This window comes from Blastococcus sp. TF02A-26 (genome assembly GCF_003319125.1).
Lineage (GTDB): Bacteria > Actinomycetota > Actinomycetes > Mycobacteriales > Geodermatophilaceae > Trujillonella.
The window spans coordinates 84,678-104,812 of record NZ_QOHG01000003.1; the positions used below are offsets into that span (position 1 = coordinate 84,678).

The 20,135-nt window shown below is 70.1% G+C and carries 21 protein-coding genes and 1 pseudogene; 15 read left to right on the plus strand and 7 right to left on the minus strand.

The window, feature by feature from the left end; genetic code table 11:
- Positions 1-32: 32 nt before the first annotated feature.
- Both DQ240_RS04130 and DQ240_RS04135 read right to left on the minus strand, forming a co-directional pair.
- Positions 33-1,568, minus strand: coding sequence for a flotillin family protein (locus DQ240_RS04130; RefSeq protein WP_113838378.1), 1,536 nt, complete (start codon positions 1,566-1,568; stop codon positions 33-35).
- The gene (locus tag DQ240_RS04135; RefSeq protein ID WP_113838379.1) at positions 1,565-2,119 is read right to left on the minus strand and encodes a hypothetical protein; all 555 of its coding nucleotides are present in this window, start codon (positions 2,117-2,119) and stop codon (positions 1,565-1,567) included. Before DQ240_RS04135 ends, DQ240_RS04130 begins: the two co-directional genes overlap by 4 nt.
- A gap of 128 nt (positions 2,120-2,247) precedes the next feature.
- Between DQ240_RS04135 and DQ240_RS04140 the strand changes: the two genes are divergently transcribed.
- Genes DQ240_RS04140 through DQ240_RS04160 form a run of 6 tightly spaced genes read left to right on the plus strand, consistent with a single transcriptional unit; the run spans position 2,248 to position 8,761 of the window.
- The gene (locus DQ240_RS04140) at positions 2,248-2,571 is read left to right on the plus strand and encodes a hypothetical protein (protein WP_233498483.1); all 324 of its coding nucleotides are present in this window, start codon (positions 2,248-2,250) and stop codon (positions 2,569-2,571) included.
- A gap of 53 nt (positions 2,572-2,624) precedes the next feature.
- On the plus strand, positions 2,625-4,271 hold the full coding sequence (locus tag DQ240_RS04145) for a tyrosine-type recombinase/integrase (RefSeq protein ID WP_233489346.1): 1,647 nt from the start codon (positions 2,625-2,627) through the stop codon (positions 4,269-4,271).
- A 32-nt stretch (positions 4,272-4,303) separates the two neighbouring features.
- Positions 4,304-6,070, plus strand: a complete 1,767-nt coding sequence (locus DQ240_RS04150; RefSeq protein ID WP_147252141.1) for a hypothetical protein — start codon at positions 4,304-4,306, stop codon at positions 6,068-6,070.
- On the plus strand, positions 6,067-7,926 hold the full coding sequence (locus tag DQ240_RS04155; RefSeq protein WP_113835353.1) for a hypothetical protein: 1,860 nt from the start codon (positions 6,067-6,069) through the stop codon (positions 7,924-7,926). The genes DQ240_RS04150 and DQ240_RS04155 overlap by 4 nt, the downstream gene beginning before the upstream one ends.
- Positions 7,926-8,240: a hypothetical protein gene (locus tag DQ240_RS23095; RefSeq protein WP_147252140.1), complete on the plus strand. Its 315-nt coding sequence runs from the start codon at positions 7,926-7,928 to the stop codon at positions 8,238-8,240. The genes DQ240_RS04155 and DQ240_RS23095 overlap by 1 nt, the downstream gene beginning before the upstream one ends.
- Before the next feature lie 59 nt (positions 8,241-8,299).
- Positions 8,300-8,761: a hypothetical protein gene (locus DQ240_RS04160; protein ID WP_135145110.1), complete on the plus strand. Its 462-nt coding sequence runs from the start codon at positions 8,300-8,302 to the stop codon at positions 8,759-8,761.
- Positions 8,762-8,820: 59 nt separating this feature from the next.
- On the opposite strand, the gene DQ240_RS04165 is transcribed toward DQ240_RS04160, so the two are convergent.
- Together DQ240_RS04165 and DQ240_RS04170 are read right to left on the minus strand one after the other, a co-directional pair.
- Positions 8,821-9,834, minus strand: coding sequence for a hypothetical protein (locus DQ240_RS04165; protein WP_113835351.1), 1,014 nt, complete (start codon positions 9,832-9,834; stop codon positions 8,821-8,823).
- Position 9,835: 1 nt separating this feature from the next.
- Entirely contained in the window at positions 9,836-10,945 is a 1,110-nt protein-coding gene (locus DQ240_RS04170) for a hypothetical protein (RefSeq protein WP_135145108.1), read from the minus strand.
- Between the two features lie 170 nt (positions 10,946-11,115).
- On the opposite strand from DQ240_RS04170, the gene DQ240_RS04175 reads away from it, so the two are divergent.
- The 8 genes and pseudogenes from DQ240_RS04175 (at position 11,116) to DQ240_RS04205 (ending at position 17,781) form a co-directional block, all read left to right on the plus strand.
- The gene (locus DQ240_RS04175; protein WP_113835385.1) at positions 11,116-11,490 is read left to right on the plus strand and encodes a metalloregulator ArsR/SmtB family transcription factor; all 375 of its coding nucleotides are present in this window, start codon (positions 11,116-11,118) and stop codon (positions 11,488-11,490) included.
- Complete coding sequence (locus DQ240_RS04180; RefSeq protein WP_113835349.1) at positions 11,487-12,263, plus strand: cation diffusion facilitator family transporter; 777 nt, start codon at positions 11,487-11,489, stop codon at positions 12,261-12,263. Before DQ240_RS04175 ends, DQ240_RS04180 begins: the two co-directional genes overlap by 4 nt.
- Positions 12,260-12,883: an isoprenylcysteine carboxylmethyltransferase family protein gene (locus DQ240_RS04185; RefSeq protein WP_113835348.1), complete on the plus strand. Its 624-nt coding sequence runs from the start codon at positions 12,260-12,262 to the stop codon at positions 12,881-12,883. The genes DQ240_RS04180 and DQ240_RS04185 overlap by 4 nt, the downstream gene beginning before the upstream one ends.
- 214 nt (positions 12,884-13,097) lie before the next feature.
- Positions 13,098-13,853, plus strand: a complete 756-nt coding sequence (locus DQ240_RS04190) for a F510_1955 family glycosylhydrolase (protein WP_113835347.1) — start codon at positions 13,098-13,100, stop codon at positions 13,851-13,853.
- Positions 13,854-14,088: 235 nt separating this feature from the next.
- Positions 14,089-14,238 (plus strand): annotated as a pseudogene (locus DQ240_RS24485) (heavy-metal-associated domain-containing protein); the annotation flags it as partial.
- A 150-nt stretch (positions 14,239-14,388) separates the two neighbouring features.
- Complete coding sequence (locus DQ240_RS04195) at positions 14,389-16,557, plus strand: cation-translocating P-type ATPase (RefSeq protein ID WP_233489335.1); 2,169 nt, start codon at positions 14,389-14,391, stop codon at positions 16,555-16,557.
- Between the two features lie 47 nt (positions 16,558-16,604).
- A complete protein-coding gene (locus tag DQ240_RS04200) occupies positions 16,605-17,069 on the plus strand; it encodes a DUF6153 family protein (RefSeq protein ID WP_135145106.1) in 465 nt (154 codons plus the stop codon).
- 88 nt (positions 17,070-17,157) lie between these two features.
- A complete protein-coding gene (locus tag DQ240_RS04205) occupies positions 17,158-17,781 on the plus strand; it encodes a DUF305 domain-containing protein (RefSeq protein WP_113835344.1) in 624 nt (207 codons plus the stop codon).
- Positions 17,782-17,827: 46 nt separating this feature from the next.
- On the opposite strand, the gene DQ240_RS04210 is transcribed toward DQ240_RS04205, so the two are convergent.
- The gene (locus DQ240_RS04210) at positions 17,828-18,436 is read right to left on the minus strand and encodes a DUF305 domain-containing protein (RefSeq protein ID WP_199583056.1); all 609 of its coding nucleotides are present in this window, start codon (positions 18,434-18,436) and stop codon (positions 17,828-17,830) included.
- Positions 18,437-18,580: 144 nt separating this feature from the next.
- Positions 18,581-18,988: a four-helix bundle copper-binding protein gene (locus DQ240_RS04215; protein ID WP_113835343.1), complete on the minus strand. Its 408-nt coding sequence runs from the start codon at positions 18,986-18,988 to the stop codon at positions 18,581-18,583.
- 139 nt (positions 18,989-19,127) lie between these two features.
- Here DQ240_RS04215 and DQ240_RS04220 point away from each other — a divergent pair, with 139 nt between their 5' ends.
- Positions 19,128-19,553, plus strand: coding sequence for a helix-turn-helix transcriptional regulator (locus tag DQ240_RS04220; protein WP_113835342.1), 426 nt, complete (start codon positions 19,128-19,130; stop codon positions 19,551-19,553).
- A 39-nt stretch (positions 19,554-19,592) separates the two neighbouring features.
- Here the strand turns inward: DQ240_RS04220 and DQ240_RS04225 are convergent, their stop codons facing one another.
- On the minus strand, positions 19,593-19,991 hold the full coding sequence (locus DQ240_RS04225; protein WP_113835341.1) for a hypothetical protein: 399 nt from the start codon (positions 19,989-19,991) through the stop codon (positions 19,593-19,595).
- Positions 19,992-20,135: the final 144 nt, after the last annotated feature.

Consider the following 20,135-nt stretch of genomic DNA (forward strand, 5'->3'; position numbering starts at 1 on the left):
TTCCTTGAGCGACCCACCCCCGGCGGAGGAGCTCAGCGCGGGGCGGCGCCGTCCGGCGAGGCACCGTCGACCGGGATGCGGGTGACGCCGCCGGTGCCCTCGGTGGCGCCGGCGCCGGCGAGGCGACGCAGCAGCCCTGCGACGTCGAGGCCGGTGAGATCGCCGGACAGTTGCAGCCCCTGCGCCACGTTCGAGGCCACCGACCGGCCGAGGGAGTTGGCCCCGTCGGCGGAGATGACGGTCATCTTGTCCACGCTGGACAGCGGCGCGGCCGCGGCGGAGACGACCTCGGGCAGCACCTTGACGAGCATCTCCAGGATCGCGGCCTCGCCGTACTTGGCGAAGGCGTCCGAGCGGGCGTCCAGCGCCTCGGCCTCGGCCTGGCCGCGGGCCAGGATCGCCGCCGCCTCGGCCGCACCCTCGCGCTCGACCGCATCGGCGACCGCCTGCCGGCGCAGCTTCTCGGCCTCACCGCGCTTGGCGCCCTCGATCGCCTCGGCCTCGGCCAGCGCCGACCGGCGGGCCCGCTCGCCCTCACCGGAGAGCTTCGCCTGCTCGGCAGCCGCCTGGGCCGCGGCGATCGTCGCCTGCCGGTCGGCCTCGGCGGTGAGGATCGCGGCGTTCTTGCGCGCCTCGGCCTCCTGCTCGACCTTGTACCGCTGGGCATCGGCGGGACGGCGGACCTGGGTGTCCAGCTGCCGCTCGGTCAGCGCCGCGGTGCGGACGGCGACCTTCTCCTGCTCGCTGAGGATCGCCTGGTCCTGCGCGGCCTGGGCCAGCGGTCCGGCGGCGGCGGCCTTGGCCTTCGCGGCGTCGGTCTCGGCGCTGATCTCCGCCTGGCGCAGCGCCAGCTGCCGCTGGGCGACGGCGATCGCCTCGTCGGCGAGCAGCTGCTCCTGCTGCGCGGCCTGCCGGGCCCGCGCCTCGGCGATGCTGGCCTCCTTGAGCACCCGCGCCGCCTCGGGCCGGCCCAGGTCGGCGAGGTAGCTGCCCTCGGCCTGGATGTCCTGCAGCTGGAAGGTGTCCAGCACCAGGCCCTGGCCGGTCAGCGAGGACTCGGCCTCCTCGGCGACCGCGGAGGCGAACGCGGCACGGTCGCGGATGATCTCCTCGATCGTCAGCCGGCCCACGATGGAGCGCAGCGCACCGGCCAGCACCTCCGAGGTGAAGGTGTCGATGCCCTGCTGCTGGTTGAGGAAGCGCTGTGCGGCGGCCCGGATGGCACCCTCGCTGCCGCCGACCTTGACGATCGCCACGCCCTCGAGGTCGCACTTGACGCCCTGCTTGGAGACCGCGCCGCGGATGCCCACCGGGATCCGCCGGCTGGACAGGTCCATCGTGTGCAGCTTCTGCACGACGGGCAGCACGAAGACGCTGGCGCCCATGACGACCTTCTGCCCGGAGCTGTCCCGCGACACCACACCGGACTGGTCGGTCACCTGGCGGCCCTGCCGGCCGGTGACGATGAACGCCTGGTTGGGCCCGGCCACCTTGATCCGGCTGAGCACGAACAGCACCAGGGCGATGACGAGGACGACGAGGCCGCCGACGGCGATCAGCAGGGTCACGAGGGATCTCCGACTTCTGGGAGGGGGTCCGGTGCGGTCGAGACGACGTGGACGGCGGTCTCGCTGAGCGCCTCGACGACGTAGACGGGCGTGCCGGCCGGCAGCGGGACGTCGCTGCGGGCCGCGTACTTGAGGTTCTGGCCGGCCAGCGTCAGCCGGACCTCGCCGTAACCGGTCGCCGGCACCGCGGAGACGACGACGCCCTGGGTGCCGGCGAGGTGGTGGCGGGTGATCGTCTCGGTGGTCGGCATGTCCCGGACCGCACGCGCCAGCCGGACCGCGCCCCATGCGAGGGGTACGGCGAGCACGAGGCCGACGAGGAGGGCGACGAGCGCGGTCGCCGTCCCGCCGAGGAAGTCCGGGAGCAGGGCGGTGGCCGCCGCGCCGCCGAAGCCGATCCCGCCGAGCACCGCGGCGACCGCCTCGAGGGAGAAGGCACCGCCGTCGGCGTCGAGGCCGAACACACCGATCTCGCCGGCGACGAGGGAGACGACGAGCAGCAGGACGCCGATGCCGCCCACGACGAGGAACACGGTCGCTGCGGCGTCCACGGTCCCCCTCGCTGCTGATCGTCGGCGGACGCAGACTCGCAGGTGGGGGGAAGGTGATCAACCGGTTCTGGGACGGTTCCGTCCCGGTTCACCCAGGCGTGTCGGCGACGGCGGGGAGAATGGCGAGCGTGCGTCGCGAGGCCAGTGTCCTGCACCTGGACCTCGACGCCTTCTTCGCCGCGGTCGAGCAGCGTGACAAGCCCTCGCTGCGCGGCCGGCCGGTCGTCGTCGGCGGGGTGGGCGGCCGCGGCGTCGTCGCCACCGCCTCCTACGAGGCCCGCGCCTACGGGGCCCGGTCGGCGATGTCGACCGCGGAGGCCCGGCGGCGCTGCCCGTCCGGCACGGCCTTCCTCGGTGGCCGGTTCGCCGCCTACCGGGCCACCTCCGACGTCGTGATGGGGCTGCTGCGGGAGCTGTCGCCGCTGGTGGAGCCGGTGAGCATTTCTGTCTGAACTAGGCGTGTCGTTGTACCGACCTGTCGCACCCCCCTGCCAGGGTGTCGATCATGGTCGAGTGGCGGCTGGTGTGGGTGTCGCCCCAACGGACCCCTGCGCCTGTTGAGGCGCTGTGGGACGAGGGGCAGTTCGAGCGCGCCCGCGCCCTGGCCCAACTCGACCGTGAGCCCTACGCCGTGTTCGTTCCGCCCAGCGGTGTCCCTGACCAGCGCCTGCTGCGCTACACGACGGACCACTTGGCCAACTACGCGGTCGACACTCAGCGGACCTACGCGACTGAGATCAGGGTGTGGCTGAACTTTCTCGTCGACACCCGAGGGGAGACCGACTGGTGCAGGGCGACGAGCGACGACGTGCGCAACTTCGAGTTCTTCCGGCGGCGTGACCGCCGTCGGTTGGAGACCGAGGACAGTCGCGGCCGCAAGAAGACACTCATCACCGGGTCGTCGTGGGTCAAGGTGCTGGCAGCGGTGTCATCGCTGTACCGGTGGGCAGTCAGCGACAAGTTGATCACCGCGAGCCCTGTAGTGATGAGCAGCGGGGGACCGCGTCGAGGCTCGCGCCACGACAGGCCGTCAACACCTCGGGCGGAGCAAGCACCGTCGAACGCGAGGAAGTCGAACGTCCGGTGGTTAACCCGCCGCGCGGTCGAGCGGTGGCGCCAGATCGGCTTCGAGGACTACGGGGCGAACGGACTGCCTCGTGGCGTCGAGCGTGTACGCACGCAGGCTCGCAACGTCGCCTTCGTCAACCTGCTGTACGGCACTGGGATGCGCCGCAAGGAGGGCGGCGCGCTGTTGACCCTGGAGATTCCGGCCGACGAGGGCACCCGCAGCATGGTCACCGGATGGGTGCCCGAGGCCCTAGGGAAGGGCGGCAAGGGGCGCTGGTTCTACCTCGAACGGCGCTACGTACGGGGACTGCACGCCTACATTCGCTTCCAGCGGCAGCAGGCCGTACAGCGAGCCCAGGCGCAGGGTCGCTATGAGCGCGTTGAGGACCGCCTGCTGCTGGTGGCGGTGCATGGCTCCGGGAAGGGGACCGAGGTCACCACGCTCGACCCTCGGGAGCCAACGGCAGAGCCGGTACGGCAGCGGCTGGACGACCTCTCAGCCGCCGATCGCATGCGCCTCTACCGAGAAGTATCCACGGAGCGCGGCGCGGTGCTGGAGCCCCTGTGGCTGTGGCTGAAGGACGACGGCACACCGCTCCCCTACCGCGAGTGGGACGGCATCTTCCGGGCCGCGAACGAGCGATTGAAGCGGGAAGGCGTTGCCCTCTTCGCGATGCCGCACATGCTGCGCCACTCCTACGCCCTACACATGCTCATCGCCGCTCAGCGCGCGTACCTGATCGACAGCGGCCTCGACGCCGAGGAGCGCCGTCGGTATCAGCGACTGTTCGGCAACGTGTGGGAGTTGGTCCGCGACCTGCTGGGCCACGCCGACGTCACAACGACCAGGAACTGGTACCTGGAGCCAGTACGGGGTCTCCAGATGGAGTGGCTGATGGACATGATCCATCAGCCCGACGGAGAGAACAGCCCGGTTCGTGACGTCAAGGCCCTCGAAACGCTCGTCCGCGAGACAGCCAAGCCGGACGCGGATGCGTCTCCCGCCGACGACATCGATGCCTTCGAAACTCTGGTCAGCCAGCGGTCCCACCGGGTCCTAGACGTGGCCGGGGATGAAGCCTGATGCCTCGGGACACGCGCACCGACCGGGCGCCCATGGGGTACACCCGGCCGCCGGTGCTCTCTCCGGACCTGGTGCTCACCCCTGTGGGAGAGGACGGCGAGCCGCTGGGGTCCTGGGACTTCAACCGTCTGCCCTGCGCACCACCGATCCGCGAGGCTCTGGCGGAGGTGTTCGCCACCCAGGTGGACGTAGGAGGGCCGTGGCGACGGCCTGCCACGGTCCAGTTCTCGTGGGATGCGGTGGGCAACTTCCTCCGCTGGCTGGAGAGTGAAGGCCACCACCTGTCCTCCCTGAGCGAGTTGACCCGCGCCACGTGGGACGAATACGTCATCGGGCGCCCTCCCGGCTGGGCGGCCTCTCTCAGCACGCTGAGACGCATGCTGGTCGCCACCGGCCAGTTGCAGCCCCGAACCGCGCTCGCCGTCAACGCGCGACAGAAGACACGCACACCACAAGTGCAACCAAGCCTCACGACCGATCAGGCCCGGCGGGTGCTGCGGGTTGGCCACGAGGTCCTCGACGCGGCACACGAACGCATCCTGGGCTCGTGGGCGCTCCTTGAGGAGTACCGGGCGGGGCGCCTTGAGCCCGACACGGACAGGGGCCGTTGGGGCGCTCTCCTCGCCCACGTGGAGGAGCACCTCGACGTCCCCCGCATCACCCTGGCCAACGGCACGAGGGACATCGCCCCGGAGGCGGCACGCCTCGTCGGTCGCCGAGGGGTCACGGCCGTCGAACGGCTGTTCCTCACCCCCGTCGAAGCCGGGGCAATCATGTCGCTCATCGGCCTGCACGAGGGCTGGAACCCGGACATGTGGAAGACGTTCACCATCGACGACGTCCGTCGCGCCGACAGCGGCGATGAGGCCCGACTCGTCTACAACATCGGCTTGGACAAGCCCCGGCTCGGCGCTTGGCGACACATCGCGAACACGCTGGTCGAAACCGGGTTGCGCACGGGCGCCAGCGTCCTGCGCCAAGTCTTGGAGATCACCGCCCCAGGGCGCCGAGCGATGGACCGACGTGGCACCCCACTGAATGCCGTCCTCATCTACGCCCGTACCAGCACAAACGGAAGCCGGGGCGCGCTAGACCGGGTGACCTCAGCAGCAACGTCGGGCAAGACGAACCTCTGGAGAGCGGTGGGCCTGTTCTCCGACCACGTCAACCTGCGTGACGAGGCGGGCCAACCCGTCCGGTTCCACCGTCGGATGCTGCGACGGACGAACACCGGCCAGGTTCGGCCGCAAGGTCACAGCGAGGCGACCAACCTCAACGTCTACCAACTCCACGACGCCACGGTGCGAGAAGAGAGCAAGGACGTCACCGAGGACGGGCTCAACGGTGCCCTGGACCACGCCACCCTGACGGTCACGGTGCTGCGGGCCACGGCGGAGGCAAGCCAGCAGGACGCTGACCTCGACCCCCGTACTGCGCATGCCATCGACAGCGGCGTCCTAGACACGCCAGTCGGGGCGTGCAAAGACGTCGATCACAGCCCGCTGAGCAACCACCAGACGTGCCGGGTCTCGTTCCTGCTCTGCTTGATCTGCACTAACGCGGTCGTCGTGCCCCGGCACCTGCCGCGCTTGGTCTACCTGCACCAGCGCCTGGAGGGGCTTCGCGAACACCTCGCGGACAGTCCCGCCTGGGCGCGTTGGGCACCGCACTGGCTGCGGCTCACCGACCTGCTGAACCGGCACTTCACCGCCGCCGAGCGCGAGGACGCGGCCCGCCGCATCACCGACGAGGACCGCGCGTTGATCGACAACACCCTGGCTCGGAGGTATGACACGTGACCGCTCCCGACCGAACCGGCCACCCCGCTGATGGTCGGGGCCACTCAGTCGTCGGCGACACGGAGGCGTGGACCTGGGACCCGGCCATGAGCGCGTTCCCAATCGATCAGGTGCGTGCCGACGCCGCCTCCGCCGCCCCGCGCTACGGGGACGGCGTCTGGGATCTGGCGATGCTCAACCACGGCGACACCATGGATCGGCGGAACATCACCTGGGCTGAGTGGCCCGAGCGGTTCCGCGAGGTCCTGCGTGCCGCCGCCTGGACCATGCTCAACCAGGGCTTGGCTGAGGAGATGGTGGGCCAGCGGACGATCGCGTTGGCCCAGTGGCCGTCGGCCGCCACCGCCTTCAACGCCGTGCACTCGTGGCGTGTCTTCGCCCGCTGGCTGAACACCGAGCGGCCCCTCGTTCGGCGCCTCGGGGACGTCACCACCGAAGACCTGCGCGACTACGCGACCCACATCAGGCAGACCCGCAACACCTACCAGGCGCGGGCGGCTCCGCTGCTCGCTGTCGCCCGCCTGTACGGCTGCCTGTGGACGCTGCCGCCAGCCGATCGTCTGCCCCCACCCCCGTGGCTGACCGAGGGCCTGATCCCGTTCATCGGCACCCCGCAGGGTGGAGAGAACAAGACACCCCCCATCGCCCCTGAGACCATCAGCCCGTTGCTGACCGCTGCCATCGCCTGCATCAGCGACTTCCTGGACGAGTACGGCGACACAGATGACCTGGTCCTGCCGGAGGGCGTGATCTACCGGCTCCAGGGCGCCTGCCTGATCGTGGTCGCCTATCTGACCGGCATGCGCCCCCAGGAAGTTCTCTCCCTAGACCGCGACTGCCTGACGGTCCTCACGAGGCCCAACGGCGCCCTGCGCTACGAGGTTCGCGGCAAGCACTTCAAGGGAGTTCGCGATGCGGACGGTCGCCACATCAGCGCCGGTCAACTGCGCGAGCAGCCGTGGCTGACCATCAAGGCGGGCGCCGACGCCATCCGAGCGGCACACGTGCTCGCACTCGCTACCGACGAGCATGGGCACGTCACGCGAGACGCCGACAGCAACCTGCTGTTCCCTCGGGGGCGCCGTAGGCGCGATGGTCGCCCCGGCGCGGGGATGATCGCCAAACAGGCCCACCGGCGGATCGCCGCTTTCATCACCCACGTCAACGACGGCCTCGCCGCCGCGAGGGGCTGGGCGCCCATTCCCGCCGACCCGCAGGGGGCCGTCACCCTGCCTCGCTTCCGGCGCACTCTGGCGTGGCACATCGCCCGTCAGCCGCTAGGCGAGGTGGCACTCGGAGTTCAGTACGGGCACGTCCGGGTCGTGACCGGGCAGGGCTATGCAGGCCGCGCGGAGGCGGGCCTCCAGGGGCTGATCGACGTGGAGGAGATGCAAGCCGTCGTCGAACGCCTCGAAGAAGTGGCCGACGAGCGGCGCAACGGCGGTCGGATCAGCGGACCGGCCCGCGAACGCCTGGAGGCGGCGATCAGCCGATACGACAGCCAGTACGCGGGCAGCAAGATGACCGACAAGGAACTGCGCCGCCTCGCCAAGACGCCCGGCATGCAGGTCTACGACAACCCCCGCGCCCTGTCCCTGTGCGTGTTCCAGCGGCGCACCGCCGCATGCCATGTCGCGCCTGCCGCGTCGTCTGCGGAGCGAGCAACCCCAAGCCTCGACGACTGCCGCTCCAACTGCGCGAACCACGCCCGTACGGATCGGCACATCCAGGGGCTGAAGGCTGAACGCGCCGGGTTGGCGGCGGAGGTCGAGCATGCCGCTCAGCCGATCGCGATCCGCCTGACTGACCGGATGGCCGACATCGACCGCACGATCGCTGACCACGAGGTGGCCTGATGGCGGCGGACCTGCCCGGCTGGTGTGAACACTGTGGCGCCGAGTTGCTGCACGCTGAGCGTCGTCCGGGTCGCGCACGCCGGTTCTGCGGCGACGCCTGCCGCCAGGCGTTCAACCGTCAGGTCCGGCTGCGCCGTGACCTGATGCGGGAGGTGGGCCTGTCGGTAGTGCAGGTGGAGCGGCTGCTCGCACGGTTCCGGGTGAGTGCCCGATTCGCCACGGCGGCCGAAAAGCGTGACCTCACGCCGTCACGATCTGATCGGGTTGTCGCGGGCGCCGCCCCGAGTGAGCGAGGGAGTGGGACCTCCGGATGACCACCTCTGGTTCGGCGAGGACGTCCGACGAGCAGGAGCGGCAAGCCATCTTGTTAGCCATGGACCGACTGCTCAACGGGCAGACCACTCGGAAACTGACGGTCAAGGACCTCGCCGAGGAGGCGGGTGTCAAGCGGCACTGCCTCACGCAGAAGCACACCGACCTCAAGGACTTGTTCTACCGGCGCGTCGCAGAATCCGGGGAGCAGGAGGAGCCCGCCTACGTCCTCCGGCTGCGTGAACGGATCGGCGCCCTGGAGCAGCGGCTGCGCCAACGAACCGAGGACGTCGCCCGCCTGGAGGCGTTGAACGACCAGTACGTGGAGAACCTCGCCGTAGCGGTGGCCGCATTCGACAAGGCAGAACGGAACTGGGCTACGGCGGCGCAGCGGGCCGAGGTGCTGGAGGAACGGCTGGCTGCCGCGCAGGACCGGATCGATGAGTTGGAGTCCGGGCCGCGACGTCTGGCCGGAGTCAGCGCTCCGCTTCGTGTAGCGGGGCGTCCGGTGATCGTGGACTGACTAGCCCGCGCGCCGCATCCGCGAGGCCCATGGCCAGAGCGTGTGCGGGGCCGCGTTCGTCAGAACAGCGTGTCCTGCGAGGCGGCCGACTTGGGCGCCGGTCGGCGTGGGACTAGGCGAGTCGGCTTGGTCGTCGCCCGTCGCGCGATGATCTTGTGCACGTCTCGTTCGCCAGATCGGCCGAGCAGTTTGCGGGAGACGATCCACGTGCCGTCCCCCTGGTTGGCGGCAAGTCCGGCTCGTTCCAGTAGTTCGAGGGCTCGGCGGACCACGGTGATCCCGCCGACGCCGTACTGCTTCTGAAGGAGTGTGGTGGTGGCCTTCTCTTCGACGGTGATGTCCTCCCGCCCGCCGCCGAACTGGGTGGGCCAGGTGCGAGTCCACAGGTGGGTGGCCAGGTAGAGCGGCTTGATCGGATCGTTGATGAAGGCACGGTGCGCCTTGGTGGCGACGAAGTGGCTGGCCTTGATGTTGAGCCCCTCGTCGAGGCGGGCACCGATGTGCGGCTCTCGCTGGCCGCTGTAGAGGACGCCGTTGTCCGGGTCGGGCAGTCGCTGGAGCGTGTACACCGACTCGGTGCGGAAGAACTGGCCGATACAGGGAGGCCGGGGCGGCTTGTAGGGATGCTCGGGGTCGAGGTAGCGCTCCTTGATCACGCGGCGGATCGCGGGGAGACCGACCTGGGCCTCCACGAGCAGCATCACGTCGAGGTGGGACACCGCAGCCAGCCCACCACGTCCATCTGGAACGCGGTCGAGGACGGCGTAGCCGCCGATCTGGGCGCAGACCTTGTCCAGGCTGTTCTCGTGCAGCGCCAACTTGGCAATCTCGCCGATGACGGCACTGCCGTCGCTGAAGAGCACCGTGAAGTCCGGCGTCAGGGGGTCTCGCTTGCCTGCGACCGGAATGCGGGGGAACCGCTCGAAGTGGCTGACCGTGGCGGGCATGCCCTTCACGGCGGGGTCGGTGAACAGCCACTCCAACGCTGAGACCACGTCGACGTGCTGGTCGTACGTCTCGTACTCGGTCAGCAGCGCCTGTTCGGCGGCACCGGGCGGTGAGGACGTAGTCACGTCAGAACGGCGCGACCAGGTCGTCGAGCGACACGGGCTCCGGCGGTGCCGCTTCGGTGATCTCTAGGGCTTCGAAGCGGTCGCCGAGGCTCTGCGCGAGGCGGGTGAGCGCGCCGAGACTGGATCGGAAGCCGGGGTGTACCTCGATGGCGTCCGGGGTGGTCACGAAGACGTCGAAGTTGGAGCCGTCCGAGTAGTCGGTAACTACGACGTGCAGGTAAGGGTTGCGGTGCAGGACCGCGATCGCGATGCCGCGCTGCCGCTCAAGTTCAGCGAGGACCTCTCCCGTGGCCTCCGCGTCGACCAGGATTGGTCCTGGCAGTCGGATGGTGATCGGCTCCGGAGGTGGGGCGTCGATCTGGCGCTGGCGTCCGGCCATGAGGGCGCGACGCCGGTTCGCCGCAGTGGCCAGACGGCCGAGGACGATGCGGTCGAACAGGACGAAGTCGCCGGTATAGAAGGTGGCACCAGCGCGCCGACGCAGGTGCAGGCTGATCCGGTCGGCGATGTGCAGCGTCAGGGTGCGCACCGATGCACCCTCGGCCTCGGCGTTGCCGATGGCCTCATGGTGCGACGGGCGCAGGGAGCCCGAGCGGGCAGCCCAGCCACGGTTCAGCGAGGACTGGTCGGAGCGCTTGCGGGCGGTCAGTCGGCTGACCTCTACCTCACCGAACTCCGAGAGGGCTGTGCCGATGTCGGTGAAGTCATCGTGGTCGAGGAAGACCGGGACGACCTCGGGAGCGACGTTGGCGACCCACCGCTCGACCCTCTGCCAGCGAGGATCGGTCGTTGGGACGCTACCCACGAGGTGGAACACGCCTTCGTGCGCGGTCGGCCACGCGCCGAGCACGAACGGACCGCGCTCATCGACGACCCGAAGCAGCGACACCAATCCGACCGTCAGCAGGTCGCCCTCGACAACCTCCGAGATCACTGCGATTGGGTTCTCCTCGCCAGCGATCACCGTCTCGACGGCGATCGCCTCGGTCGGTGAACCGGACGCGCGGCTGACCGAGTCGGTGAGGGAGCCGAGGTCTTGCCCCAGGTCAGCGAACTGCCAGAGCAAGGAGTCGAAGCGGGTCATCTCCGCCTCGCGCTTGCGGTCGACCATCGAGACCCTCCCTCCCGTCCGCTTGACCTGCGAAGTCACATCATGGACGTCGGCACTAGGCGTCCACATCTACAGGCGTAGGGCCACCCGATCGGGTCACCGATGCCTACCTGTTCAGACTGACATCTTGCATCTCCATCCAGCACGGTCGCTATCATCGCCGCGTGTCGATGAAAGCGGATCTAAGCGCTAGCACTGAGACTGCGGTCAACGAGACCACAGCCCTATCCGCTGCGGCATGCATGTTCCGCAGCCTCGGCGACACGGCGCGGCTCGCGATCCTGCGTCACCTCACCCTGGGCGAGCACAAGGTCGTCGACCTGACCACCCACCTAGGGCTGGCCCAGTCCACCGTCTCGGCGCACCTCGCGTGCCTGCGGGACTGCGGCCTGGTGACCTCCCGCCCGCAGGGCCGTGCGTCGATGTGGTCGCTGAACCACACCGCGACCCTGCTTGACGTGCTGTCTGCGGCCGAACGCCTGCTGGCCGCGACCGGCGATGCCGTCGCGTTGTGCCCGACCTACGGAGAGGAAGCGGCCCGGTGACCGTCACCCACGAGCACCCGACGCTGACCGCCGCCGAGCGCACCCGGCTCGGGCGCCGTGCGCAACTGCTGGCCGGGGCATCGGTCACCTACAACGTCTTCGAGGCGATCATCGCGGTCGCGGCGGGCATCGCCGCCGGATCGGTCGCGCTCATCGGCTTCGGCCTGGACTCGGTCGTCGAGGTCTCCAGCGGGCTGATCATCCTGTGGCAGTTCCGTCACCGGCTGCCCGAGTCCCGCGAGCGGCAGGCGCTGCGGCTGATGGCGTTCTCGTTCTTCGCGCTGGCCGCGTACGTGACCTTCGAGTCGGTTCGTGCGCTGTTCTTCGGCGGCGAGCCCGAAGCGTCGCCGGTCGGCATCGGCCTCGCAATCGCCTCGCTGATCATCATGCCGTTCCTGTCCTGGGCGCAGCGCCGCACCGGCCGCGCGCTCGGCTCGCACGCGGTCGTCGCCGACTCCGCCCAGACGCTGCTGTGCACGTACCTGTCGGCCGTACTGCTCGTCGGGCTGGTGCTCAACGCGACGCTGGGCTGGGGCTGGGCCGACCCGATCGCCGGGCTGATCATCGCCGCCGTCGCCGTGCGCGAGGGCATCGAGGCATGGCAGGGCGAGGGCTGCTGCGCCCCCGGCCGCCCCGGCGCGGACTCCAGCAGCGAGGGCTCCACCGGCGGCTGCGCTTGCGCGGACGGCTGCACCGACGGCTGTTGCACACCCGCCGCCGTCGCCGATCCGCAGAACCTCCTCCAGATCACCACAAGAGAGCGGACCCGATGAGCACCGTCGCACTCGTCCTGTACGTCGTCGCGCTCGTGGTGCTGTTCGGTGTCCGGTCGTGGGTCCAGCACCGCCGCACCGGCAGCACTGGCTTCCGGGGCATCTCCGGCACCCCGGCCGAGGCGGGCTGGTGGGGCGGCGTGCTGTTCATCGCCGCGATCGTGCTCGGCTTGGCCGGTCCGCTGCTGGCCGTGACCGGCACCGTGCCCGCCGACCCGCACCCCGTCGTCGCCGCCGTCGGGCTAGTCCTGGCGCTAGCCGGGTTCGCCGCCACGCTGGCCGGACAGACCGGGATGGGTGCGTCCTGGCGGATCGGCGTCGATGAGGCCGAGCGGACCGACCTGGTCACTACCGGGGTCTTCGGCTACGTCCGCAACCCAATCTTCACCGCGATGGCGCTCGCCCAGTTCGGCATGCTGCTGCTGGTGCCGACCTGGGTCAGCGCTGCCGCGCTCGCCGCGCTGATCGCCGCTGTGGAGTTGCAGGTCCGCGCCGTCGAGGAGCCCTATCTGCACCGGGTGCACGGTGGCGCGTATGTCGCGTATGCCGCGCGGACCGGCCGGTTCGTGCCCGGCGTCGGCCGCGACTCCTCGAACTCGGCCCAGGCCCGCATCGTCTGATCGGATGCCCCCTGCGACGCCACGGATTGACCTCAGGGCAGCCTCGTAGGCTCGGGCGGCGTCACGCCCGACGCACCCCCTGACTTGACGGGAGACCTCTTTGCTCCGCCGGTGCGCCGCTCTCGCCCTTGCAGGCGGACTGACGCTGTCGCTGACCGCCTGTACGACCGAACGTTCGGACACCCCCGCGCCTCGGTCCGCAGTGGACGTCGGGATGGAGCATGTGCACGGGCTCGGCGTAGATCCCGCTGACGGCTTGCTCTATGCGGCCACCCACTTCGGCCTCTTCCGAGTGCCCGAAGACGGCGACGCGGAACGGGTCGCGGACCGCTACCAGGACACCATGGGGTTCACCGTGGCCGGGCCGAACACCTTCGTCGGCTCGGGTCATCCGGACCTCCAGGAGCAGGACCTGCCGACACACCTGGGCCTGATCCGCAGCAGTGACGCCGGAGAGACGTGGGACATCGTCTCCCTCGGCGGTGAGGTCGACTTCCACGCCCTCCGCGTGGCACACGGGCGCATCTACGGCTGGGACGCCACGACCGGCCGCCTGCTCGTCTCCGCCGATGAGGGGCGGACCTGGGACACCCGCAGCACCCTGAACCTGCGCGACCTGGCCGTACACCCCGAGGACCCCGAGGTGCTTCTGGCGACCACCGAGCAGGGCCTGCTGCGCAGCGGCGACGGCGGTCGGACCTGGACGGCCGTCCCGGCTGCTCCCGGCGTCACCGTGCTGGCCTGGCCCGCCACCTCGTCGCTCTACGGAGTCACGCCGGACGGCGCCGTTCACGAGTCGACCGACGGCGGAACGACCTGGGCCGAGCAGGGGTCGGTCCAGGCGGAGCCCGAAGCACTGCTCGTCGACAACCGAGACGGTGTCGAGAGCATCTACGTCGCGGTGTCTCCGGCGACCATCCTCGTGAGCACCGACGGCGGCACCTCGTTCAACACCCGCTACGCGGGCTGACCCCCGCGCTGGCGCATCTCTGGCCCGTCGGCTGCCGGGGCAGCACGGCTTGATCTCTTCGCTCCTCGCTTTGGGCTCTGCGGGACCGCGTCCCGCTGCCGTGCTGAGAGAGCGCCTGCCGCTGGCGTGCCGGTCCGATGATGACCTCGACCGAAGAACTTTCGGCCTGGTGGAATACCCCCTGGGGGTACTAGCCTTGGAGGCGGCACAGCCCACCGACGAGAGGGAGCGGGTCATGCCAACGCAGCATCAGACCACCGTGCTGGAGGTCTCCGGCGTGCACTGGGCCTCGGAGAAGGCCGTGGCGGAGAGCGTGCTGGGCAGGCGCCCCGGCGTGCTGAGCGTCGAGGCGAATCCGGTGTCCCAGACGGCGACGGTCACTTACGACCCGTCGCGCACATCGGTGGCGGAGTTGGCGGGCTGGGTGCGCGACTGCGGTTACCACTGCGCCGGACAGTCGGTTCCGCAGCACGTGTGCGACCCGGCCGCTGAGCCGCGTGACCAGGCGATGGCACACGACAGTCACCGTCCCGCCGTGAGCGCGGTGGCACCGCACGACCACGCGGCCATGACGGCGGCCTCCGCAGAGCCCAAGGGCGAGCACGCCGGGCATGGCGAGCACGCGGGGATGACGCCGCAGGACGCGATGGGGCATGGCGGTCACCACGCCGGGATGTCGATGGACGACATGGCCCGCGACATGCGCAACCGCTTCCTGGTCGCGGCGCTGCTGTCGATCCCGATCCTGCTGTGGTCACCGATCGGCCGAGAGGTCCTCGGCTTCGAGGCGGCGGCCCCATTTGGGCTGCGCGACGACGTCTTCTCGCTGATCCTGTCGCTGCCGGTGATCTTCTACTCGGCCTGGATCTTCTTCGACGGCGCCTACCGCGCGTTGCGCGCCCGCACCCTGGACATGATGGTGCTGGTCGCGGTCGCGGTCGGCGCGGGCTGGCTGTACAGCCTGATCATCACGCTCACCGGGGGCGGTGAGGTCTTCTACGAGGCCGCCACCGTGCTGACCGCCTTCGTGCTGCTCGGCCACTGGTTCGAGATGCGCGCCCGTGGCGGCGCGAACGACGCCATCCGGGCGCTGCTGGAGTTGGCGCCACCTCGGGCGGTCGTTATCCGCGACGGCCAGCCGGTCGAGGTGCCCACCGCCGACGTCGTCACCGGCGACCTGCTGCTCATCCGGCCCGGCTCGAAGATTCCGGTGGACGGCGTCGTGGAGGACGGCGGGTCCGAGGTCGACGAGTCCATGGTCACCGGCGAGAGCCTGCCGGTACACAAGGCCACCGGCTCGGAAGTCATCGGCGCCTCGGTCAACACCACCGGCACCCTGCGGGTGCGCGCCACGAAGGTGGGCGCGGACACCGCACTCGCACAGATCGTCGCCCTGGTCCAGCAGGCGCAGAACTCCAAGGCGCCTGGCCAGCGGCTGGCAGACCGCGCCGCCTTCTGGCTGGTGCTGGTAGCGCTGATCGGCGGCGGCCTGACCCTGGCGGTGTGGCTGCTGGCCGGGGCCTCGTTCGCCATGGCCATGCTGTTCGCGATCACCGTCGTGGTTATCACCTGCCCCGACGCGCTCGGCCTGGCCACCCCGACGGCGATCATGGTCGGCACCGGCCTCGGCGCCCAGCGAGGCGTGCTATTCAAGAACGCCACCGCGCTGGAGGCCGCCGCCCGGATCGACACCGTGGTGATGGACAAGACCGGCACCCTGACCAAGGGCGAGCCGGAGGTCACCGACGTGGTCGTCGAGGGCATGAACGAGGACGAGTTCCTCGTCCTCGCCGCCGCCGTCGAGCGGGAGTCCGAGCACCCGCTTGCCCAGGCCGTCGTCCGCGAGGCGCAGGCGCGTGGCGTCCCTGTCCTGGCCGCCGAGCGGTTCCGCAACGTGCCCGGCCACGGAGCGAGCGCTGAAGTGAACGGTCGTCGGGTGCTGGTCGGCAACGCGAAGTTGATGGCCGATGAGGGCGTCGACCTCGGGTCCCTGGGCGCCCGGCGGGACGAGTTGGCGGGTAGCGGCCGGACGGCGGTGCTGGTCGCGGTGGATGGCCGCGCCGTCGGGGTGATTGCGCTGGCCGACGCTGCACGGGAGACCTCGGTCGCGGCCGTGGCCGCGCTGCACGAGGCCGGGGTGGAGGTCGTCATGCTCAGCGGCGACAACACCGCCACCGCCCGGCGAATCGCCGACCAGTTGGGCATCGACACCGTCATCGCCGAGGTCCTGCCCGGCGACAAGGCCGCCAAGATCACCGAGTTGCAGCAGTCCGGCAAGCGGGTGGCCATGGTCGGCGACGGCGTCAACGACGCCCCGGCGCTGGCACAGGCCGACCTCGGCATCGCCATCGGCGCGGGAACCGACGTCGCGATCGAGACCGCCGACGTCGTGCTCATGCGGTCCGACCCGCTCGACGTGCCGATCGCCTTGCAGATCGGGCGCGGCACCCTGCGGAAGATGCGGCAGAACCTCGGGTGGGCGATCGGCTACAACGCGATCGCGCTACCCATCGCCGCCGGGGTCTTCGAGCCCGCGTTCGGGCTAATCCTGCGGCCCGAGATTGCTGCGCTGTCGATGTCCGGCTCGTCGTTCCTGGTCGCGGTCAACGCGCTGCTGCTCAAGCGGCTGCGGCTGCCCGAGGCCCCGGAGGCACCCGCTCCCGAACCGGCGGCACCCCGAGCCCCGCAGCCGGTGTCGCGCTGACCCGACCTAACCTGAGATCAACGACGCGAGGACGGGAGGTGAGCAGCATGCGCGGACGACGCGGGTGGGTCCTGCTGCTCCTGGCCGCCGTCTTCGCCATGCACGGTCTCCAGTGCGCCGCTGCCGACTCCGGGACCACCACCGCTGCGCATGGCACCGTCCACACCACCCCGGCCAAGCCCGACCCCGTGCTGCACGGGGCCGGGCTCGGCCCGGTTCTGGAGTCGACCGCCGCCATGACCGCCGCAGCCCCTGCCGCCGTCGTCGCCGGGTCGGCCATCGGCATGTCCCTCGCGGCAGGCCACGACAGCACGCCGCACGCGGCCGGGCACCTGTGGGCGGTGTGCCTGGCAGTCCTTGCCGCCGGGCTCGCCGCGATGCTCCTGGTCCTCACCGGGCGCCTCGCCGAGTTCCGACTGCTAGTCACCCGCCGCACCACCGGCGGCTCTTGGGCCGGGCTGCACCCACCCCGGCCGCCGGACCTGTACTCCCTCTGCCTGATGCGGATCTAGGCCGAACGTCGCGTCTCCTCGCCCCCAGCCCTCGCGGCTGCGGCGACGCCTTCGCACGTTCCCTCAGACCCGTCCTCAGGAGATAGACATGACCCGCAAGACCACTCTGCTCGCCGGTGCCCTCCTCGCGGGCGCGCTCGCGCTCACCGCCTGCTCCGATGACTCCGTCGCCTCGCACATGGACTCGATGGACAGCGGCAGCGCCGAATCGACCAGCACGTCCGCCAGCGAGGACGCTGCGTTCAACGACGCCGACGTCACCTTCGCCCAGGGCATGATCCCGCACCACCAGCAGGCCATCGAGATGGCGCAGATGGCGTCCGAGCGGGCGCAGGACCCGCGCGTGCTCGACCTGGCCAGCCGCATCGAGGCCGCCCAGCAGCCCGAGATCGACACCCTCACCGGCTGGCTGAAGGAGTGGGGCGCCGAAGACGACGGCATGGGCGGCATGGACCACGGCGGCATGGACCACGGCGGCGGAATGATGTCCGAGGAGGACATGAACGCCCTGATGGCCGCCTCAGGCGCGGAGTTCGACCGGCTCTTCCTGGAGCAGATGATCGAGCACCACACCGGCGCCGTCGAGATGGCCACCACCGAGGCCGGAGAGGGGCAGAACACCGAAGCGCTGGAGATGGCGAACGACATCCGCGATACGCAGAACGGCGAGATCGCCGAGATGCGGCAGTTGCTGACCGAACTGGGCGGCTGAGCCACAGCCATCGGCGGCGGACTGTGTTCTCCGCCGCCGATGGCGGTCAGCCGGTCGGGCAGTCCCGTTCGGGCGACACCTGAAACTCGGGGACCGCCCGCGCCTCTGCCTCCTCCGGCGTCGAGGCATCGCCGTTGCGGTTGATGTCGTCAATGAGCCACTCCATCTCCAGGATCTCCCGTCGCTGCGCCTCGCTGATCGAACGGGCCAACTCGCACACGCGGACGTCGGAAATCTGGGCGCGCTCGGACCGGGTGATGGCCAGCGAGTGGTGGGGGATCATCGAACTCATCCAGTTCTCGTCGTTCACGAGGATCTGGCTGCGGTCGAGGAACACGCCTGTGCCGAGCAGGACGAGGCTGGCCGCGACGATGGCGATGTTCGCCTTGGTGTTCTTGTACATGTTCAGCATCCAGCCGAGCATGACCAGCCCCATGGTTCCGCCCATGGTGAGCGCCATGAAGACCCGGCTCTCGCTGAAGCGGACGTGGCTCCACTGCCACGTGCCCGCGAACATGGTCCAGTACATGACGACCATGGCCGTGAGGATCATCGCGCCGAAGCGCAGGTACATCTTCTTTTCCATCTTGGCGCCGTCGTGCTGGTCGTCGCCGTGAGCGTGCTGGTTTGTCTCGTCGCTGCGCTTCGTCGCCATGATAAAGAACCCCGTTCTTTCGTCGGTGTGTGGGGCGTTCCTCGCGACTGCTGCCACTGCTGACTGGCCGCGATTTCCGTGACGGCGTCCGGGCGCCCGGACTGGTGTTCCGGGCGCCCGGAGGTCTGCTGATGGGGGCGCTTGTCAGCCGAGCGAGGTGATGAGGTCGCGGCACGCCTGCTCGCACCGGCGGCACGCCTCGGCGCAGACCCGGCAGTGCTCGTGCATCGACGCATGCTGCTCGCACTCGTCACCGCACGCCTTGCAGGCCGCAGCGCAGGCTTCCAGGACCGCGCGGGTCAGGTTGGCGTCGTAGCCGGTGTGCCGGGACAGCACTCGCCCCGTGCTGTCGCAGACGTCGGCGCAGTCGAGGTTGGTGCGGATGCACTTGGTCAGTTCGGCGACCATGTCCTCGCTCAGACAGGCGTCGGCGCAAGCAGTACACGCCTGGGCGCACTCGAAGCACGCCTCGATGCAGGCCCGCAACTTGTCCTTGTCCACTCCGCCGAGGTCCTTCGGGTAGGTGTCCAGCATCTGCGCGGCGACAGTCATCGGCTTGCCCCTTCCTTCGGCTGGTGGCCGTCGGCCCAGATGCCGTCGGCTCAATGCCCAGCAAGGCTCGCCTACCCGATGACTCACGGCGATACCCGTGCGGTTGCACGGGTATTTTCGTCAGCGGTAGGAGGTGGCCATGGACGAGCCGACCGACGGCGGGCACAGCGCCGCCGGGCATGACCACCCGGTCGACCCGACGCGGGTCGCCCACGCCCGTAGTCGGGGCCTGAGCGCCGAGGATGCTGGCTGGCTGGCGGGCACGCTGAGCCTGCTCGCCGACCCCGTGCGAGCACGCATCCTCTACGCCCTCGACCTCGTCGAGGAACTCTGCGTCGGCGACATCGCCCTGGCCCTGGACGCGACGGTGGACTCAGTCGGCTACGGGCTGCGCCTGCTCCGCACGGCCGGGCTGGTCACCACCCGCAAGCAAGGCCGCGTCGTCTACTACCGCCTCGCCGCAGACTTCCCCGAGCCGCTCCGCGACCACTGCCTGCGCCGCCTGGTCACCATGTCCCGAGCCACCGGCGACGGCGACGGCCACGACTCGAATCTGAGCGAGTAGGACCAGGCCCTCTCGTCGTGGCGGTCCGCGCCAAACGGCTCAGTCGCGCGGTGGGCGGAGTCCGTTCACGGTGACGGCAACCAGCCTCCGGACGCCCTGGGATGAGGGCATGTCGCGGGCTCCGCCGAGTGCGTGCAGGCAGAAGGTGGCCAGTTCCTCGGCCGGAATGTCGTCGCGCAGTTCTCCGGTGGCCACGCCTTCGGCGATCAGGTCGCGCAGGAAGTCGCGCAGCCGGTGGCGGGCCTGGGTGACGTGCTCGCCGTGATGCAGGACCGCTCCGAGGTCGGAGCCGTGCGACTGCGCGGACAGGTGCGCGTACGTCTCCAGCACTGCCGCGAGGCGCTGTCCGACGCTGCCCGGCTGCTTCCCTACCTCCGGCAGGTGCTCCAGATGAGTGGCGATCTGCCGTTCGTGCCAGGCACCCAGGATGGCCTCCACGTCAGGGAAGTGCCGGTACAACCTGGGCCGTCGGCCATCCGGTCCAGAAGTCGAGGCCGTGCTGCTCGATTCGGCGGCCCGCATCCGTGTGGCAGAGGGTTTCTGCGGCACTGCTGATCCGCGATGGCGATGGACCACACCCGG

Coding starts and splice junctions, on each gene's coding strand:
- DQ240_RS04210 (WP_199583056.1), bottom strand. CDS start 18,436: ATGGCGACGAAGCGCAGCGACGAGACAAACCAGCACGCTCACGGCGAC.
- DQ240_RS04215 (WP_113835343.1), bottom strand. CDS start 18,988: ATGACTGTCGCCGCGCAGATGCTGGACACCTACCCGAAGGACCTCGGC.
- DQ240_RS04190 (WP_113835347.1), top strand. CDS start 13,098: ATGGAGCATGTGCACGGGCTCGGCGTAGATCCCGCTGACGGCTTGCTC.
- DQ240_RS23095 (WP_147252140.1), top strand. CDS start 7,926: ATGGCGGCGGACCTGCCCGGCTGGTGTGAACACTGTGGCGCCGAGTTG.
- DQ240_RS04200 (WP_135145106.1), top strand. CDS start 16,605: ATGCGCGGACGACGCGGGTGGGTCCTGCTGCTCCTGGCCGCCGTCTTC.
- DQ240_RS04150 (WP_147252141.1), top strand. CDS start 4,304: ATGGGGTACACCCGGCCGCCGGTGCTCTCTCCGGACCTGGTGCTCACC.
- DQ240_RS04160 (WP_135145110.1), top strand. CDS start 8,300: ATGGACCGACTGCTCAACGGGCAGACCACTCGGAAACTGACGGTCAAG.
- DQ240_RS04185 (WP_113835348.1), top strand. CDS start 12,260: ATGAGCACCGTCGCACTCGTCCTGTACGTCGTCGCGCTCGTGGTGCTG.
- DQ240_RS04170 (WP_135145108.1), bottom strand. CDS start 10,945: ATGGTCGACCGCAAGCGCGAGGCGGAGATGACCCGCTTCGACTCCTTG.
- DQ240_RS04205 (WP_113835344.1), top strand. CDS start 17,158: ATGACCCGCAAGACCACTCTGCTCGCCGGTGCCCTCCTCGCGGGCGCG.
- DQ240_RS04220 (WP_113835342.1), top strand. CDS start 19,128: ATGGACGAGCCGACCGACGGCGGGCACAGCGCCGCCGGGCATGACCAC.
- DQ240_RS04145 (WP_233489346.1), top strand. CDS start 2,625: ATGGTCGAGTGGCGGCTGGTGTGGGTGTCGCCCCAACGGACCCCTGCG.
- DQ240_RS04175 (WP_113835385.1), top strand. CDS start 11,116: ATGAAAGCGGATCTAAGCGCTAGCACTGAGACTGCGGTCAACGAGACC.